The organism is Brachyspira pilosicoli, assembly GCF_008016535.1.
GTDB lineage: Bacteria > Spirochaetota > Brachyspiria > Brachyspirales > Brachyspiraceae > Brachyspira > Brachyspira pilosicoli_A.
The window spans coordinates 33,671-50,870 of the sequence record NZ_SAXY01000040.1; the positions used below are offsets into that span (position 1 = coordinate 33,671).

The 17,200-nt window shown below is 28.1% G+C and carries 16 protein-coding genes; 5 read left to right on the plus strand and 11 right to left on the minus strand.

Translation table 11 applies throughout. The annotated features are described in order from the left end of the window. Nucleotides 1-168: 168 nt before the first annotated feature. Genes EPJ72_RS06145 through fliN form a run of 3 tightly spaced genes read left to right on the plus strand, consistent with a single transcriptional unit; the run spans nucleotide 169 to nucleotide 2,827 of the window. Nucleotides 169-714, plus strand: coding sequence for a flagellar basal body-associated FliL family protein (locus EPJ72_RS06145; RefSeq protein WP_147731322.1), 546 nt, complete (start codon nucleotides 169-171; stop codon nucleotides 712-714). 30 nt (nucleotides 715-744) lie between these two features. Continuing rightward, nucleotides 745-1,776: a flagellar motor switch protein FliM gene (fliM, locus tag EPJ72_RS06150; RefSeq protein ID WP_147731323.1), complete on the plus strand. Its 1,032-nt coding sequence runs from the start codon at nucleotides 745-747 to the stop codon at nucleotides 1,774-1,776. Between the two features lie 4 nt (nucleotides 1,777-1,780). After that, nucleotides 1,781-2,827 (plus strand): flagellar motor switch protein FliN, encoded by a 1,047-nt coding sequence (fliN, locus tag EPJ72_RS06155; protein ID WP_147731324.1) that lies wholly within the window; start codon nucleotides 1,781-1,783, stop codon nucleotides 2,825-2,827. 429 nt (nucleotides 2,828-3,256) lie between these two features. On the opposite strand, the gene EPJ72_RS06160 is transcribed toward fliN, so the two are convergent. From EPJ72_RS06160 to EPJ72_RS06205, 10 genes are all read right to left on the minus strand, one after another. Then, nucleotides 3,257-3,799 (minus strand): hypothetical protein, encoded by a 543-nt coding sequence (locus EPJ72_RS06160; protein ID WP_147731325.1) that lies wholly within the window; start codon nucleotides 3,797-3,799, stop codon nucleotides 3,257-3,259. A gap of 1 nt (nucleotide 3,800) precedes the next feature. Next, nucleotides 3,801-5,339: an NAD(P)H-hydrate dehydratase gene (locus EPJ72_RS06165; protein WP_147731326.1), complete on the minus strand. Its 1,539-nt coding sequence runs from the start codon at nucleotides 5,337-5,339 to the stop codon at nucleotides 3,801-3,803. A 9-nt stretch (nucleotides 5,340-5,348) separates the two neighbouring features. Further along, the gene (locus EPJ72_RS06170; RefSeq protein WP_147731327.1) at nucleotides 5,349-6,971 is read right to left on the minus strand and encodes a hypothetical protein; all 1,623 of its coding nucleotides are present in this window, start codon (nucleotides 6,969-6,971) and stop codon (nucleotides 5,349-5,351) included. A 114-nt stretch (nucleotides 6,972-7,085) separates the two neighbouring features. Further along, nucleotides 7,086-7,403 carry a thioredoxin gene (gene trxA / locus EPJ72_RS06175; protein WP_147731328.1) on the minus strand — a complete coding sequence of 106 codons (318 nt, stop codon included), beginning with the start codon at nucleotides 7,401-7,403 and terminating at the stop codon, nucleotides 7,086-7,088. A 325-nt stretch (nucleotides 7,404-7,728) separates the two neighbouring features. Then, complete coding sequence (locus EPJ72_RS06180; RefSeq protein ID WP_147731329.1) at nucleotides 7,729-8,742, minus strand: alpha-hydroxy-acid oxidizing protein; 1,014 nt, start codon at nucleotides 8,740-8,742, stop codon at nucleotides 7,729-7,731. Nucleotides 8,743-8,827: 85 nt separating this feature from the next. Beyond that, nucleotides 8,828-9,148: a PTS lactose/cellobiose transporter subunit IIA gene (locus EPJ72_RS06185; protein ID WP_147731330.1), complete on the minus strand. Its 321-nt coding sequence runs from the start codon at nucleotides 9,146-9,148 to the stop codon at nucleotides 8,828-8,830. A gap of 22 nt (nucleotides 9,149-9,170) precedes the next feature. Then, nucleotides 9,171-9,359 (minus strand): hypothetical protein, encoded by a 189-nt coding sequence (locus EPJ72_RS06190; RefSeq protein ID WP_277871915.1) that lies wholly within the window; start codon nucleotides 9,357-9,359, stop codon nucleotides 9,171-9,173. Between the two features lie 323 nt (nucleotides 9,360-9,682). Further along, entirely contained in the window at nucleotides 9,683-10,765 is a 1,083-nt protein-coding gene (locus EPJ72_RS06195; protein WP_147731331.1) for a DUF871 domain-containing protein, read from the minus strand. A 21-nt stretch (nucleotides 10,766-10,786) separates the two neighbouring features. After that, nucleotides 10,787-12,106, minus strand: a complete 1,320-nt coding sequence (locus EPJ72_RS06200) for a PTS sugar transporter subunit IIC (protein ID WP_147731332.1) — start codon at nucleotides 12,104-12,106, stop codon at nucleotides 10,787-10,789. A gap of 59 nt (nucleotides 12,107-12,165) precedes the next feature. Then, nucleotides 12,166-12,465 carry a PTS sugar transporter subunit IIB gene (locus EPJ72_RS06205; RefSeq protein WP_147731333.1) on the minus strand — a complete coding sequence of 100 codons (300 nt, stop codon included), beginning with the start codon at nucleotides 12,463-12,465 and terminating at the stop codon, nucleotides 12,166-12,168. Between the two features lie 150 nt (nucleotides 12,466-12,615). Between EPJ72_RS06205 and EPJ72_RS06210 the strand changes: the two genes are divergently transcribed. After that, entirely contained in the window at nucleotides 12,616-14,487 is a 1,872-nt protein-coding gene (locus tag EPJ72_RS06210; protein ID WP_147731334.1) for a BglG family transcription antiterminator, read from the plus strand. Next, nucleotides 14,488-14,754 (plus strand): HPr family phosphocarrier protein, encoded by a 267-nt coding sequence (locus tag EPJ72_RS06215; RefSeq protein WP_147731335.1) that lies wholly within the window; start codon nucleotides 14,488-14,490, stop codon nucleotides 14,752-14,754. 298 nt (nucleotides 14,755-15,052) lie between these two features. On the opposite strand, the gene pnp is transcribed toward EPJ72_RS06215, so the two are convergent. Next, a complete protein-coding gene (pnp, locus tag EPJ72_RS06220) occupies nucleotides 15,053-17,191 on the minus strand; it encodes a polyribonucleotide nucleotidyltransferase (RefSeq protein ID WP_147731336.1) in 2,139 nt (712 codons plus the stop codon). Between the last annotated feature and the right edge of the window lie 9 nt (nucleotides 17,192-17,200).

Below are 17,200 nucleotides of genomic sequence, written 5' to 3' on the forward strand. Positions count from 1 at the left end.
ATATAATAATTTTTACATTTTACAAAAAAAAATATGTTAAGTATTTTTTTAGTTTACCGATTTTTAATGTAGATACAGTAATAACAAAGTTAACATAAGAGTTGATTATTTATTTTACTGTTATATAATATTGAAAACAAACATATTAATTTAAGCGAGGAAATTTATATGGCAGAAGAAGAAAACTTAGAATTAGAAGAAGGCGAAGAAGAGGAACAAAACGAAGCTCCAGCAAAGAAAAAATTCACTTTAAGCCCGATGATAATAAAAATACTAATGATAGCAGCTGCCATTTTAGTAGTTGCTTTAATATCTGGACTTATAGCATTTTTTGTTTCTAAGAGCGTAGGAAGAGCAGCAGGAGTAAATGCTGGTGTGGTAGACGGAATGATTAAACAGCCGCCTCCAACATATTTCCCTATTACTCCAGAGTTTAATGTTAATACTGCTGATATGGATGTTGCAAGATTTGTAAGAGTAAGCATAGTATTGACTTACACTGCTAATGTTAAGCAATTAGCAGTAGAACTTCCAGAAAGAGGATATATGATAAGAGATAGAATATATTCTTTGATAAGTTCTTATACTTATGACCAATTAAGAACTAATGAAGGAAGAGAGCAACTAAAAGCTGATATTAAACGTGAAATAAACAGTATGTTAAAAAATGGACAAATAGATGATATATTATTTGATAGTTTCTTGTTGAGTTAATGAGTTAAAATAAAGTATAAGGATAATAGTATGACAGAAGTATTGTCACAAAGTGAAATAGACGCATTATTAAGTGCTATATCATCTGGCGAAGTGTTAGATAATATTGATACCAAACATGTAGAAGTAGAGCATAGAAAGATTAAGATTTATGACTTTAAGCGTCCTGACAAATTCTCTAAAGACCAGATAAGAACGCTTCAAATGATGCATGAAAACTTTGCACGTGTTACTACAACTTCATTATCAGCTCAATTAAGAACTTTAGTAGGTATACACGTAGCAAGTGTAGATCAGCTTACTTATGAAGAGTTTATAAGAAGTGTAAGTAATCCATCTACTTTGGCCATTGTGAGTATGGACCCTTTGAAAGGAAGTTCTATTTTAGAGATTGACCCATCTATTACTTTTACTATTATAGATAGGTTGTTTGGCGGAGCTGGAGAGAGTCCTAAAAACTTAAATAGAGAATTAACAGATATTGAGTTGTCTGTTATGGAAGGTATTATAGTAAGAATATTAGGTAACTTAAGAGAGGCTTGGTCTCAGGTGATAGACTTAAGACCGCGTTTGGGTTCTATAGAAACTAACCCACAGTTTGCTCAAATGGTTAGCCCTAATGACATGGTTGTACTTATTACTTTAGAGACAAAGGTTGCTGATGTTGAAGGTATGATGAACTTTTGTATACCTTATATCACTATTGAGCCTATACTTTCTAAATTCTCTGCTCAATATTGGTATGCTTCTGTAAGAAGAGGAAGTACTAGTGAAAACTTAAAAATTATTAAAGAAAAATTACAAAATATATATGTTGAAACTTCGGCTGAACTTGGTTCTATACAATTACCATTATCAGACATTCTTAATTTGCAAAAGGGTGATGTTGTTAAGTTTACAGAAACTAAGATTACTGACCCTGTGATATTCAAGATTGGCACTATGAAGAAATTCTTATGCCGTCCGGGTATATCTGGAAGCAGAATGGCTGTACAGCTTACTGGTGTTATGGATGGAGAAACTGATATCACCGAAGATGATTTATTAAAAGAGGAGGATTAAGGTTATGATGAGTGACGGTGCATTATCTCAAGATGAAATAGAAGCTTTGCTTAAAGGAAGTGAAGAGGCTTTTGGCGGCACTGATAGTGCTTCAGCATCTGCTGGAAACGGCAATAATGTAGATAAGCAGCTTTTCAATGAAGCAGCGAAAATCATAGCAGATAATCAAGCTTATTCATTATCTTCTATTTCTACAAAGACTGTGTCCATCACAAATATTACTACAACTGTTGGAGATGTAAGTAATTTGCATCAAATGCTTTCTGGTAAAGTAATAGAGGCAAAAGTATCATACACTGGCTCAGCTAATGGTAATGTTTATTATTTTATGGATGAAAAAGAGGCTTTAACTATAGCTTCTCTTATGACTGGTCAGGCTGAAACAGATTTAAATGATATGGTAGCTCAAGTATTAAAAGAAGCTTTCTCTCAAATGATTGGTGTTTCTGATAGTGCTTTAACTTCTAAGTTTGGAGGAAACTTTACTAATGCTCCTGTAGAAACTAGCGTATTAGATGATGCTGCTTCTATAAATATTGCTGGACCTTTAGCTATAGTAAATGCATCTCTAAGTATAGATGGAGAAATAGATAACGCTCCTTATATATTTGCTTTTGAATTGCCTGTTTTACAAGCTATTTTAGCAAATGCTTCAAAAACTGCTTCTAATGCAAATGCTTCGGCTGCAAACAGTAATAATAATGCTCAAGCTAATGATGCCACTAAACAACTTGGCGTACAACATGCTGAATTTAATTCTTTAATGCCTGCTTCTGATGTTCAAGGTACTGGTAACATCGGTCTGCTTATGGACGTTACTATGAATATGACTGTTGAACTTGGAAGAGCTACTATGACTATTAAAGATATTTTAGGTCTTGGTGAAGGTTCTATAATTGAGCTTCAAAAGTTAGCTGGTGAGCCTGTGGATTTGCTTGTTAATGGAAAATTAATCGCTAAGGGTGAGGTTGTAGTTATTGATGAAAACTTCGGTGTTCGTGTAACTGATATTATTAGCCCTATGGACAGATTAAGAAAAAAATCTAAATAAGAGATAAGATTTAATTAAACATAAATACCTTTTTTATAACGGAGTTTTTAAAGCTCCGTTTTTTATTTTTAAAGTATATCTAAACGAGTATGTTTTGTTGTATATATTTTTAGCTTTGTATATTTGGAATATGTATTAATATAAAATAATACCAACATTTTAAGCTAAGAAATGCAGTCTTTTTGCTTCTTTGGGTCGCTACCACAGGCACTTCCTTCGGTCGCAAAAGAAGTGGGGTGCTGCACGGTGTGTACTTCGTTAAGGGCAAAGCCCTGCAAATAATTAAAATAAGAAAGTTAATAATTATTAGTGTATATTAAAACTATTATTTTCTATCAATTTTTTGTTGTTCTTTTTCCCGCAGCAAAAAGAACCAAAAAAAATATATATATTGAAAAATATAGTTGTTTAGGTGTGTACCAAAAATTGCTATCTTCTTATTCTCACAAAATTGCTGTGTATGAAATTATCATCTATATTTAAAACTATCAACATTCTATCTGCTTTTTTCCAATAATTCTTATCAAAAGGCATTCTAAAACCAATACGCTGACCTACTGGAAACATTACATTATAAAACTTGTCATTGCCTGTAAAGATAAGCTCTTTATTATTATATAACGATACACTAGCTTTTAATTCTTCTATTGTATTTGAATTTGTATAATTAAAATTATTAACTTCTATGGTAGCTACTACAACTTCATTGTTATTAGAATCTATATTATTAATTTTAGTAGTGATAGGAGCTCTAAACTTTCTAAAAAACTCTATATTATCAAATAGCCCCGCCCTATTTGCAAAGAATAATACTACTACAATAGTGAGAAATCCTCCATAAAGAAGCATAAACCATCTTTTAGAAAATACATTTGAACTTCTTGGTATTTTAGGCATTTTTGGAGTGTGCGGAGGTTTAGTATTGTAAAACTCTAATTCTGGTTTTTTTGGGTCATATACCTCTCTTGCCAATTTACATCATCCTCTTTAATATTTTTGATTGAAAATAAGCAACATCTTTTGCCTGAACAGAATCATTGCCTAATTTTTTGCTAGCCTCTAAAAAACTTTTTGATTGTAATATTAATGCTAACTTTGAAGCTTCAAGCATTTTTAATTTACGTGCTAAAAAGGCTCCAACAAAACCAGCTAATACATCTCCCATTCCAGCTTTGCCCATAGAAACTGTAGGATTATAATTTATATATATATCATCATCATTCATCAAAAAACTAACAGCATCTTTTAATATTATATTAGCATTAGTGCTTTCTCTAAACTTTTTTAAAACATTATATGGATTAGTTAAGGTTTCTATATGATTAATGCCCATAAGTTTTTCAAACTCATAAATATGAGGAGTAAGTAAAAAGTTATTACCCAATTCTGATAAAGTACTTTGAAACATCAAATATAAAGCATCAGCATCAACAACTGTTGGAATATTTATTCTTTTTACTATAGAATTAATAAAAACTTCAGTTGACATATCTCTTCCAATACCAGAGCCTATTATACAAGCATCACTTTTATTTATATCTTCTGCAATATGTAAATCATCTGCTGTAAAATATTTATTATCATATTCCCCAACACCTATAACAACAATCTCAGGCATCTCTATCATTACAGCATTTCTAACAATTTCTAATATCGCCTTAGGAACATAAAGCCTAATGTATCCTACCCCACTCCTATAAGCGGCCTTTGCAGATAGTATGCAAGCTCCTGTGTATTCATAACTTCCGCATACTATGGCAAGTTTTCCCTGCTCTCTCTTAGAATAAAAAGCATTTCTTACTATTTCTATATTCTCATCATAATCTATTAAATTAGCAATATAAGGAGTTTCATTTAATATACTCTCTGGAAATATTGATTTTATTATAAATAAATCCCCAATATATTCTCTAGTATTGTATAAAAACATAATGTCTTTAGCAAAACATACAGTATAAGTTTCATCAGCCTTAAAACAACTATTAGAACTATCATCAATCTTTGAATATAATCCAGAAGGTATGTCTATAGCTATTCTTATAATATTTAATTCATTTAACTTATCTACTAAAAGTTTTTGTATACCTCCTAATGGTCTTCTTCCCCCCGTACCAAATAATGAATCTAAAACTATATCATTTTCTTCTATCAAATCAATAGCTTCATAAACATTCTCTTCACTTCCCAAATACTTTATTTCAACATTCATAGATTTTAATATATTGAAATTAGCATAAGTGTCTTTATTAACTTTATCTAAATTACCAGTAATATAAACATTTACATTATATCCATTTTTTATTAAATACCTAGCAACAGCAAAACCATCTCCGCCATTGCCTCCAACAGATGAAAATATATGCACAAAATGATTATCAAGTGTTTCGGCATATCTCTCATATAATAAATTAAATATATCTAAAGCTACATGCTCCATCAAAAGTATAGAAGGAATCTTTTCTATTGTTTTCTTATCTATATTTATTACTTCTTCTGTTGTTACTACTTTCATCTGCTATCCTTATTTTCTATATTTTACATTATCTTTAATTATCTCTATAAATGAAGATATAGGATTTTTAGTAATTTTATTATATCTATTCATTTTATATAATAAATCATTAAATCCCGAATGTTCTGATAATATTTTTGTATATGTTTCATTAGGTATTGAATTAGTATTATCTTTAAAAACTCTTATATCATAATAGGCAGCTAATTTTAATGACCACATAGCATGATTATATTTTTTGCCATTTTGTAAAACAGGATAAACTTTAATAAAAGATTTTGATAAACTATTTTCGAATGTTTTTAACTCATCTATATTAGAAAATTGAGGAAGTAATTTATAAGTTACTCTGCTGCCTTTTTTTATTGGAGTAATTATATCGTATTTATTATAAGCAGATATAACAGGCCAATAGGTAGAATTTCCATATACCTCTTTAGCTATATCCCAATAATACATATTGTTTGATACAGTATAAGATAAATTAGCTGTTTTAACATTTGTGAAATATCCATTTACTATATCAGATAACTTTTCATTATCCACATTGTTACTTCCATTGTTATTAACATTCAAAAGAAACATAATTATAACAGCAATAATAATAATTATCACTGCTGCTATTTTTAATATAAAAAAATTGTTCTTTGTTTTTTTTTTTTCATCAGTTGTTTCTTTATCAGAAATATTTGACATATCTAATAATTCATCTGTGCTGTAATCTTTCATTTCTAATTGCTTCTCACTAATCGCGGCTCTTTCATTAAAGAATTTATTATTAACCCTATTAATAAAAACAACATCAGCAGTAAAAGCAACATATCCTTTATTGTAGAAAAAAGTACCAAAATTATCTATATAAACACTTTCATTATGATCAACTAAATGTCTAATAGTTTCAAATACTGCCTCAAAAAATTTTTTCTTTTCTAATCTATCATTAACATTATCAATCTTAGATATGATACTGTAAAGTGAAGCATCAAAACCCATATCAGCACTTCTAAAAGCTATATTATAATTCTTGTCAATAAAAACATTTCCAACTTCATAAATAAAAAATATTTTCTTTTCTAATACCAAAGAAGTAATATTTTCAAATAGATTATTAATTTCATCTTCAATAACATTCTTATCCAAATACTTTTTAGCAGAAGATAATCTATCTATTAGTTTATTATATCCCAAATATTTATTTTTTATATCTTGAATCTTCATTTCAACTAAATAAACTAAAGCTCTATCTGCCTCAAAGTTTATATGACCATCGCTATGAAAAAAAGTGCCGAAATTTTCTATATATACATTCTCTCCATTATCAACTAAATGTTTAATATTTTCAAAAATCATTTCATATATCTTTTTTTTTACAGCTCTATTTTTTACAGTATCATATTTTTCTGTTATAGTATTCAAAGAAGCATCAAAAGATATATCAGCACTTCTAAATATAATATCATAATTTTTATCTAAATATATATATCCTAACTCGTACATATAAAAAACTTTATTGTTTAGAACATATGGAGTAATACTAGAAAATAATTCATTAATGAGTTTATTTACTTCTGTTTTTGTAGTTCTTAATCTTGAAAACAATCTATCAATTAATATACTATTTGTACTAAACATAACTACCCCTTAGATAAACATATACAGATTATATATTAATTTAAAATAAAAAAAAAGCCTAATTCTTTAATTTTACAAAAAAATCAGGCTTTTTAATTTTTCTTTAATTTATTTTTATAGATATTCTTGAAGCCATTCTTTTAATTGAGCTTCATTTTTCATTCCTTCAGCTCTCTTAATAATTTCACCTTTTTTGAAAACCATAAGTGTAGGTATAGATTGAACTCCATATTTAGCTGCTATCTCTTCTGCTTCTTCAACATTTACAGCAGCAAAATTCATCTTATCAGAATTAGCATCTGCAACCTTATGCAAAATAGGTGTCTGCATTTTGCATGGTCCGCACCATTCTGCAAAAAAATCTACCAAAGTTGCCTTATCTGATGATATTGCACTTTCAAAATTATCTGATTTTAATTCTTGTACTGACATATTATAATCCCCCTCGTCAATGATATTTAATGTTTGTATAATCTAAACATAATTTAAATAAATGTCAATAGAATTATGTTAATTTTAAAAACCAAATTAACATAACTATATATTTATATATAATTTCAAATATTTTTTTAATATCCTAATAAATTAAAAAAACATATACTACACATTATAACTAATATATAATAAATTAAATAAACTAAAAAATTTTATACCAAATATAGTTATGTTTTGCTTAATAAATAAGTTAATATTTTTATATAATTAAAATAAATTCAATATAAAGTTTAATTTATCTTTAATATTGAGTTTTAAATATTTAAAATCTTATAATATCTCTAGTTATTTCTTTTAAGCCATGAACCCCACACATAGTCATAGCATCTTCAAGTTCAGCCCCCAATTGAGCAACATAAGATTTCACTCCCTCTTCTGCCCCGCCATAAACAGCTATAACAAAAGTTCTCGCAATAACAACACCGTCAGCACCAATAGCAAGCGCCTTTAATATATCAGCACCGCTTCTAATACCGCCATCTACTAATATTTTAATCTTTCCTTTAACAGCATCAACTATCTCAGGCAGAACTTCAGCAGTAGAAGGACATTGGTCAAGTACTCTTCCACCATGATTTGATACTATTATAGCATCAGCACCAGCCTCAACTGCCTTTTTAGCTCCATTAACTGTCATTATTCCCTTTATTATAAATGGTCTGTTAGCAATCTCTTTTATTTGCCTTAATTCATCAACAGTTTTACTTCCTGCCTTTGGAGTGAGATTTTTTAAAAAAGGAAGTCCAGCAGCATCAACGTCCATAGCAACAGCAAAAGCATTAGAATCTGCAACTAGTTTCATTTTATCTTTTATCACATCTATATTCCAAGGCTTTACAGTAGGAATTCCTATACCATTTTGCTTTTTTATCATAGTAGTAGCAGCAATCATTACATTAGGGTTAGTTCCGTCCCCAGTGAAAGCTGCAATTCCAGCATCTGCACAAGATTTTACTAATATATCATTATAATCTTCTTCCTCATATTTATTGCCATAATGAAGTTTAACAGCACCAACAGGTCCAGCAAATATAGGATATTTAAACTTTTTACCAAATAACTCAAAAGAAGTATCAACATCTTCATTTGATGTTATAGTATCCATATTAAGTCTTATCTCTCTCCATTTGTCATAATTTCTAATAGCAACATCTCCTATCCCCTTAGCACCAGGTCCAGGCATACAATCCCTGCATACTCTGCCATTACATATAGCACAAGCCTTACAAAACCCCATGCAATCTTTCGCAGCTTCTATTATTTCTTTATATGTCATAAAAAATTCCTTTAATTAAAACTGTATCTTATAGTTATATAATATTGAACAAAAAAATAAATAAAATAGTTTTAAATTAAAAAAATTATTTACGTTTTAATATATCTATCATCTCTTTTATAAGGTTTTTTTCACTCATAGCAGTCATTAAATGGTCCTGAGCATGCACAAATAGCATTGTAATGTCCATTTTCTCACCATCCGCTTCCCTTGTTATTAAATTTGTTTGGAATTCATGGGATTTTAAAATGATAGCATCAGCCTCTTTCATCTTTTCTGCCGCCTCATCGAACTTTTTTTCTTTAGCAAGTCTTAAAGCCTCATAAGCTAAACTTTTGCTTTCTCCCGCCAAACTAATAATAGGAAATACATTCTCTTCCATAAACTTTTCTTGTTCTTCTGTCATAATATTAAATCTCCTAATAAAATTATTTATTTTTATAAAATTGCGGTAAATATTCTTTATTTTGTTTTATTATTTCATCAAGTAGAGTTTTAGCAACTCTCCCGCTTACTACTAATGGATTAACAGTTAATGCTTGAAGTGCTTTACCATAATCTCCATGAACTGCTGCTTCTACAGTTAATTGTTCAAAGTTTTTATAAACTGCAACAATCCTCTCACTTCAATAAGGAAAGATTTTTGTTTATATAGTTTTAACTTATCCTTATAAACATTAATTGTAATATCAAAAGTACAGTCATTATAAAAACAATCATTATAGCATTTTATTTATTGTAGATATTATATGTTTTTATAACAAACTGAATAACTATAAATAAACCTACAATAAAAATGGCATAGCAAAAACAATTTGTATATTATTTAAATACATGTTGCTTACTATTTTATTAGCTATAGGTAAAATTATATTCTATCTAAAAATTAATTAATTTATTATCATATAAACCCGCTCAAATTAATTTATAGAAAATAATTTTATTCTTTAATTCTAAATTTTTGTGCAGGTTTTATATAATCTAATAAATATAAATATTCATCACATATATGACCAACAACATTTGTTCTTCCTGTGTTTTTCATATCTTTTAATGCTATTTGCATCTCCCCAGCATAACTTCCATATTGAGAAGAATCAATTAAAATATCACCTTTTTTTATATTTTCTACAGGGTTAAATATATTAAATTTTTCTCCTTTATATTTTACTCTTGATGCTGAAGAACGAATCATATAGTCATTTGTATCAATTCTTCTAGTATGAAGCTCCTCTGTAACTATTATCTTTTCTAATTTAGGAATATCTCTTACTAAATCTGCTTTTAATATGAGCATATCTTTATTAATATTTGATAGCTTTTTAAATGTATCTTCATTAGCATAACAAGTAGATATAAAAACATTATCAATTCCTGACATAAATAAATCTATAGCTTGAATTTCTATAGGTAAAAATCTATGCTCTTCTAAAGTAGGCATACCATCTATTACAGGCCAAGGTCCAAAAGTCGCTTCTTTGGCATTAACAAATGCTGATGTTTCTATAGAATATTTTTTAAATTTTTCTGTACATTTAGTAAAGAAATCTCTAGATAAGCCTGTATAAATATGCGGATAAAAATTATGACATCCCATTATTGTATTTTTATTAGAACAATAATCTATCACAGTATCTAAATATGATGTATAATCACTCATATTCACTTCTATTTTTAATTTATATTCATTAAATGACATGAAAGATTCTTGATTTCCTCCAAACCCTGAATCTAACCTTATAGCCCAAGCTCCTAATTTGTGAAAAAAGTCTAGATTATCATAGGATATGGATAATTTATTAAATACATTTGGGGAAATATCTAAAGTTGTTTTTATCCCTCTATCTTTAGCATAATTTATAATTTCTGAGAACTCTTTTATAATTTCTTCCTTCGAATGTTCTACAGATAATAAACACATAAAACATCTTGTAAATCCATATTTAGAAGCTAAATCTATATATTTTTTATTTTCACTCATATCTGAATGAAATGGATAAATTGATATACCTAATTCTTTCATAAGTATTATATTCTCCTTTAATTATTTATTTAAATCCAATGATTTTGCATATATTTTTACAAAAGGTGTGTATATTAAATAAGACATAAATATTAAAAATATATTTAATACAAACGCTGAAAAACTAAAATTCGTTGCTATAAATACACTAATAGGTGTAGGAGTTGTCCAAGGAACTAAAGTGACAATTCTACCTATTATATTTAATTTAGAAAAAGTATATGCTATTATAACACTAAGCATTGGAATACCTACAAAAGGTATTGCTATAACTGGATTCATTACTATAGGCAAACCAAACAATATAGGTTCATTTATATTAAATATACTAGGAACAAGAGCTAATTTTCCTATAGATTTTATATGTTCATTTTTACTCATAATCATAGCTATAACTAATCCAAGTGTAGAACCTGCTCCTCCAATATGAGCAAATGAATTTAAAAAATCTCCTGCCCATATTTTAGGTATAGCTTCTCCTGCTTGTAAAGCTGCTTGATTTATAGCTAAATTAGAAAGAGCTATAGTTGAAGCTATAGGACCTAATACTGAAGCATGTATACCTGAAAACCATATTAAGTGAATTAATATAACGATTAATAATAAAGCAGGTAAACTATCAGAAACATGCAATATAGGTTCAAAAAATTTAGATATTAGCTCTGGTATTAATATAGACATTGAATGATTAATAATTATGTTAAAAGCTTGGAAAATTACTGTAACAGCTAATATAGGTGTTAAAGACTGAAAAGATTTAGAAACTCCTTCAGGCACAGATTCAGGCAAAGAGATATATAATTTTTTATTAACCAAAAATCTATATATTTCTACAGATATAAATGCTGCTATAATTGCTATGAATAATCCTTTTGCATTCAAAAATCTTGCATCAAGCATAGCTACTTTAGAATTTTCTTCTAGAAAGAATTTTTTAGATACATCTTCTAACAAAGGTACAACACTATATTTAGCAGAAACAATAAGAAAAGCGTATAATGATAAAAGTCCTCCTCTTATAGCAGATAATGAATAGCTGTTAGATAAAGAATAACCTATACCATAAGCTACAAATAATGCCATAACACCACTTCCCACATAATAAGGCTGCATTAAAATACTGCCATATTTTGCTACAAAATTAGCATAAAACTCTAAATAAAATGGTGTACTTTTATCAGTAAATGGAAGATTTAATATTAACAATAAAAATGAACTTATTATAATAAAAGGCATAACAAATACAAATCCATCTTTTACTGCATTCAAATGTTTATTTACAGCCATTTTCTCAGCTATAGGTAATAATTTTGATTCTATAATAGGAAATATTTTATTCATTGTACTAATTCCAATAAATTATTTTTATTTTTTATATCTAAAAAAGATAATATAGCTAATTATAAATTTAAAGCGAAATCTAATATCTTCTCTCCATTCATTGTACCATAATCTCTAAAATCTATAACATCTAATGGTTTATTTTTCTCTTTAGCTTTTGCTTGGAATTCTTTAAGTTGGAGTTTAACTTGCGGTCCAAGTAAAAATACATCATAGCTGTCTAAAAGTTCATTAAATCTTGCAGTACTTACAGCATCTATTTCTACTTCAATATTCTTCTTTGCAGCTGCTTCTTTCATCTTTTTAACAACCATACTTGTAGACATTCCTGCTGAACATAATAATAAAATTTTTTTCATATATTTACCTCTTTCTTTGATTTTTTATATTATAAAGATAACACTTTATTCTAATAACTCAAACAATAAAATTTCTACTTTAATCTGGTAATTTTTTGTGTGTTATTTTTTTATAATGATATATAATATAATTATAAGTTTATATGCATTATGAAAAGTAAATATATAAAAGAATTATTATCCATTATCTCTAATGAATCATATATCACCGCAGAAATGCTAGCAAAACAATTGCAAATAAGTGAAAAAACTGTTAGAACAAAAATAGCAGAATTAAATAAAGAATTAGAAAATACAGGAATAAAAGTAGTATCTAGAGCAAGATATGGTTATATTTTAGAATGCGGCAATCATAAAGATATATCAAATATTGACATTAATGCACATATATTTAATGATTTTGAATATAGATTAAAATACATATTTGAACATCTTATAAATAATAATAACACCTATATAAAATCTGATAATCTTATAAATGCATTAGATATATCTAAAACAACTCTCACAAATACATTAAAAATTATAGAAGATAATATTAAATATTATAATTTAAAAATAGAACGTAAACCAAATTATGGTATTAAATTAGTTGGTAAAGAATTTGATATTAGAAATTGTATAATAGATTATTATTTAAAACAGCAAATATACGATAAAAAATATATAAATAAAACTATAGAAAATATAGTAATTAATTTTATAAAGAAAAATGATATAAAATTATCTGAAGTAAACTTGGAAAATTTTATATTATATATTTCTGTATCAATAGAGAGAATAAAAGAAAATAAAAATATAAACGATTATAATGATGATGTTTTATTAAAAGATGTAAAAAAAGAGGAATTAAAATTAGCAAAAAAGTTAGCAAATATTTTAGAAAAAGAATTAGATATAAAATTAAATGATATAGAAACAATTTTTATAGCAATTCATATAGCATCAAAGAGTTTATTAGTAAATACTGAAAATTATATTATACAAAATAAATTAGATAATGTAGTGCAGGATATGCTTGATTTGATATACAACAATTTAAAAATAGATTTAAAAGATAATTTAAACTTAAGACTTTTGCTTAACCATCATATGATACCGCTCGATATAAGAATAAGATATAATGTTTTGCAAAAAAATCCAATGCTAAGTGATATAAAAACTAATTATTCTTTAGCATATTTAATAGCATCAGAAGCTAATACCGTACTTAAAACATATTATAATAAAGAAATATCAGATGATGAAATTGGTTTTTTAGCATTATTATTTCAAATAGCCTTAGAAGAAAATAGCGAAGAGAAAAAGAAAATCAATATACTAATAGTATGCGGAAGCGGAAAAACTACTTCAAAGCTTCTTATGCATAAATATAAAAAAGAGTTTGCTGACTATATAGAAAATATTTATACTACAGATTTGATAATGCTCAAAGATTTTGATTTTTCTAAAGTTGATTATATATTTTCTACAGTCCCTATAGTTGTTCAAGTACCTGTTCCTATTGTGCATATAGGGCTGTTTTTAGAAACTAATGATATTATAAAAGTTAAAAATGTTTTAGATTTATCTGAAAATGATTTTTTGAATAATTATTATGATAAAAAACTGTTTTCTACAAATATAGAGGGGAGTAACAGAGAAGAGATTATAAAAAATATATGTAAAAATATTAAAAAATATATTGATATACCAGATAATTTTTATGATTTGGTAATGAAAAGAGAAAGTTTATCAGAGACAGATTTTGGAAACTTGGTTGCAATTCCTCATCCTTTTGAAATTGTAACTGATGAAACTTTTGTATTTGTTGCTATATTGGAAAAGCCTATTATATGGTATAAGAATAATGTTCAGGTTGTATTTTTAGTTTCTATATCAAATAAAGAAGATGAGAATTTGCAGAAGTTTTATCAATATACGGTTGATTTTTTGTTGAATGAAAAAAATGTTATAAAGTTAATAGAGAATAAAAGTTTTGATAACCTAATGTGTTTATTAAAAAATTCTTCAGGAGAATAGATGGAAAGTTTTAAATATACTATTAACAATACAAATAATATACATGCAAGACCTTTGAGCGAACTTGCTAAAATAGCAAAAGACAGCGAATGCGATGTTACCATAATAAAAAATGATATATCAAAAGACATAAAAAAAATAATAGGTATAATGCAATTAGGATTAAAAGTTGGAGATGAAGTTGTTGTAAATATAAAAGGAGAGAGTAAATCAAAAGAAAATAAAACCAAAAAAAACATATTAAATTTTTTTAAAACGAATTTTTAATATTTATTTAACTATATTTTGTATATAATTGTTTTATTCAACTTTTCCCGCGTACGAGCTGTACCACCTTGCCGCACAACAATACTCTGGTTTAATCATAGCCCTTTAGTCGTGCGGGGGAGTGCTTTTTAATGTACAATTAAATTATAAAATTTATATTGTTCTTTTTCCCGCAGCTAAACAATGTCTACCTCGTTAATGGCAAAGCCCCAACAAATAAAAAACTTAAAAATTTTTACTAAAAAAAAGAGGCTATTATTAAATAATAACCTCTTACTATATTCACAAATCTAAAAGATTAAAATCTCTTTTTTCTGTCGTGTTTTCTTTTATTGTTATTTTCTTCTTCAACATAATCTGCAGGTTTTTCAAGCAAAGCTTTTCTGCTTAAAGAATATTTTCCGCCCTTAACATCTATGATTTTTACTTTTACTTCATCACCAATCTTTAAAACTTCTTCCACATTCATAACATGTTTATAAGCAAGCTCAGATATATGACAAAGCCCTTCTACACCCGGCAATATTTCAACAAAAGCACCAAAGTCTTTAATGTCTTTTACAACCCCATCATAAACTTCACCAACCTTAGGGTCTTTAACATAAGAGTTTATAAGACTAATAGTTTTATCTAAAGTAGGAGTGTCTGGAGCAAATATATTAATTACACCGCTGTCTTGTATCTCAACATCGCTTCCAGTCTCTTCTATGATAGCCTTAATATTTTTTCCTCCAGGTCCAATCAATACTCTAATCTTTTCAGGATTAACATCCATAGTTTTATACTTAGGAGCAAAATCTGAAATCTCATTAGGGTTAGATATAGTAGCTTCAATTTTATCAAGTATAAAATATCTAGCCTTTTTAGCCTGATCTAATGCCTCTTTTAATATTTGAGTAGATATACCAGTAAGTTTAATATCAAGTTGGAAAGCAGTGATGCCCTTACGTGTTCCAGCAACTTTAAAGTCCATATCACCCAAATGGTCTTCAACACCCTGTATGTCTGTAAGCACTTTATATCCATCTTTATAAGTAGCAAGTCCCATAGCAATACCAGCAACACTAGCATTAAGAGGAACACCAGCTGAAAGAAGCGACATAGTAGAAGCACAAATTGTAGCCATTGATGAAGAACCGTTACTTTCTAATATTTCAGCAACTACTCTTATAGTGTATGGGAATTTATCTTTTGGAGGAAGCACAGCATTAAAAGAACGCTCTGCTAAATTACCATGTCCAATTTCTCTTCTTCCGGGAGAGCCGTATCTTCCAACCTCTCCAACAGAAAATGGAGGGAAATTATAATGAAGCATAAAAGTTTTGTTTTCTTTTCCGTATATATCGTCCATTAATTGAGCATCTTTCTCGCTTCCTAATGTAACTATAGATAAACACTGAGTTTGTCCTCTTGTAAATAAAGCAGAACCATGAACTCTAGGAATAAGATTAGTCATTGTGCTTATAGGACGAATCTCATCTAATGCTCTTCCGTCCGGACGCATTCCTTTTTCTACTATTGCCTCTCTTACTATTTCTTCTTCTATAGAATGACAAATGCCTTTAACTTGAGATATTAATTTTTCATCTTCTATTTTTGTTTTAATATACTCTTCTACTTCATTAAAAGCATTATCCATACTTTCATTTCTTTTAGCTTTATCAGGATTATAGTTAGCAGCTTCTATTTTTTCTCTACCGTATTCAGTAACCATTTTTACTAATTCAGCATCATACTCAAATAATTCCTGTTCTATTTTTTGAGTTCCGCAAAGAGCAGCCATTTCATTTTGCATATCAATATATTTCTGCATTTCTCTATGAGCTAACTCTATAGCACCGATAAATACTTCTTCAGAAACCTCTCTAGCCTCACCTTCAATCATAAGTATAGCATCTTTACTTCCAGCAACGATTATATCTAATTCGCTTGATGCAAGTTCGCTGTTTTTAGGGTTGATGATATATTCGCCATTTTTATAACCTATTCTAACAGCTGCAACCGGTCCTCCGAAAGGTATCCAAGAAATAGTGAGTGCTGCAGATGAAGCTATTAAAGCTAAAGCATCTGTAGGCATATCAGTATCTACAGAAAGTACTGTAGGAATAATTTGCACCTCGTTTCTAAAACCTTCAGGAAAAAGCGGTCTTAAAGGTCTATCTATTATGCGGGAAATGAGTATTTCTTTATCTCTAGGTTTAGCTTCTCTTTTGAAGAAACCTCCAGGAATTTTACCGCCTGCATAATATTTTTCATTATAATTTACAGTAAGCGGGAAAAAGTCTGATTCTAAATTAGGCTCTTTTGCCGCAACAACTGTAGCTAAAATAGTAGTATTTCCTAATCTTAAAGTTACTGAACCATGTGCTTGTTTTGCTAAAAGCCCTGTCTCTAAAATTAATTCTTCTCCGCAAAATACACTCTTAACTGTTACCATATATTCTCC